This is a genomic window from uncultured Cyclobacterium sp. (genome assembly GCF_963976465.1).
Classification (GTDB): Bacteria; Bacteroidota; Bacteroidia; order Cytophagales; family Cyclobacteriaceae; genus Cyclobacterium.
The window spans coordinates 1-1,738 of the sequence record NZ_CAXBOC010000714.1 but is presented as its reverse complement, the minus strand read 5'-3'; the positions used below and the strand labels follow the sequence as shown (position 1 = coordinate 1,738).

The 1,738-nt window shown below is 38.3% G+C and carries 2 protein-coding genes; both read left to right on the top strand.

Annotation, left to right across the window (positions count from 1 at the left end):
• The first annotated feature begins 284 nt into the window (after window positions 1-284).
• Entirely contained in the window at window positions 285-746 is a 462-nt protein-coding gene (locus tag AAC037_RS24190; protein ID WP_339906242.1) for an NfeD family protein, read from the top strand.
• A gap of 3 nt (window positions 747-749) precedes the next feature.
• Window positions 750-1,738: flotillin-like protein FloA (gene floA, locus AAC037_RS24185; protein WP_339906241.1), on the top strand; the 989-nt coding region annotated here is incomplete at its 3' end.

Here is a 1,738-nt window from a genome sequence, read left to right as displayed (position 1 = left end):
AACTATTTTGGGCAAAAAATTGAACCTCTCATTTTTTATTTAGGACGCTATTGAATTAACAATTATTAATTAACAATTCGAAATTAACAATTAACCATTAATAATTAACCATTAACCATTAACCATTAATAATTACTCATCTACAATTAACCATGAACTTTTTTGGTTAAAACTACGGAAAGGCAAATGATTCATTTCATAAGGCTTTCTATTGTTGTGAAATCTTGTAATTTTACAGAAAGCTTACCGAAACAAGTAGGGTTTGGCTTGTTAAAATGTAATTCATGGATTGGTTGATACTAATAAGTTTAATTGTTTTCGGCGCACTTTTGATAATGCTGGAAGTTATTTTTGTTCCCGGAACAACAATCGTTGGCATATTAGGCTTGGTCTTTACTGCACTTGGCATTTATCACGCATTCAGTAATTTTTCGGTCACCATTGCTTACGGCGTACTTTTTGCCTCAGGGATCATAAATACCGGTTTCATTATATACGGGTTTAAATCCGGTGTTTGGGATCGGTTTGCCTTGAAGAATACGGTTGAAGGAAGGACTTATGATGACCGTTTACTTGGTCTTGAAGTTGGTCAACAAGGAGAAACGATTTCAGACTGTAAACCTTATGGAAAAATAATGATAGGGGATAAAATATATGAGGCCAAATCTCAAGGAGGCTTTATTTCCTCTAAGACAAACATTACCATTACTAAAATTGAAAACAATAAAATCATCATAAAACCTTAAATCATGGATATTTCAAATTCAGTATTAATATTGGTTGCAGCTTTTGGCGGGCTAATAATATTCTTTATTTTCCTCTATTTTGTTCCTGTAAATCTTTGGATTACAGCCATCTTTTCAAATGTGAAGGTTGGCCTTTTGGAATTAGTAGGCATGCGCATTAGGAAAGTGCCACCGGGTGTGATTGTCAATTCTTTGATTACAGCTACCAAAGCTGGCTTAAACCTTACCACCAATGATCTGGAAACACACTTTCTTGCCGGAGGTAATGTACCCAATGTGATAAGGGCTTTGATCTCTGCAGACAAAGCCAATATCAGTCTTTCATTTAAACAAGCTACGGCCATAGACCTGGCAGGTAGAGATGTTTTTGAGGCGGTACAAATTTCTGTTAACCCGAAAGTGATTAATACCCCCAATGTAGCGGCTGTTGCTGCTGATGGAATCCAGCTTATCGCCAAAGCACGAGTTACGGTGCGGGCAAATATCGCACAGCTTGTAGGTGGAGCAGGAGAGGAAACCATCTTGGCAAGGGTAGGTGAGGGAATAGTTACCTCTATCGGTTCTGCTCAGAACCATAAAAGTGTATTGGAAAATCCTGATAAGATCTCAAAACTTGTATTGGAGAGAGGTCTGGATGCAGGGACGGCTTTTGAAATTTTATCGATCGATATTGCTGATATAGATGTGGGTTCAAATATTGGAGCGAAACTTCAAATTGACCAGGCCACTGCAGATCTTAAAGTTGCCGAAGCACGGGCCGAAGAAAGAAGAGCAATGGCCGTGGCTTTGGAGCAGGAGATGAAAGCCAAAAATGTGGAAATGAGAGCCAAAGTTACTGAAGCTGAATCTGAAGTTCCAAAAGCGATTGCCGATGCCTTCAGAACAGGTAATCTAGGTGTAATGGATTATTATAAAATGGAAAATGTGAAGTCGGATACCAGTATGAGGGATTCAATAGCCAAATCCGATGAAAACAAATCCTCGGATAGATC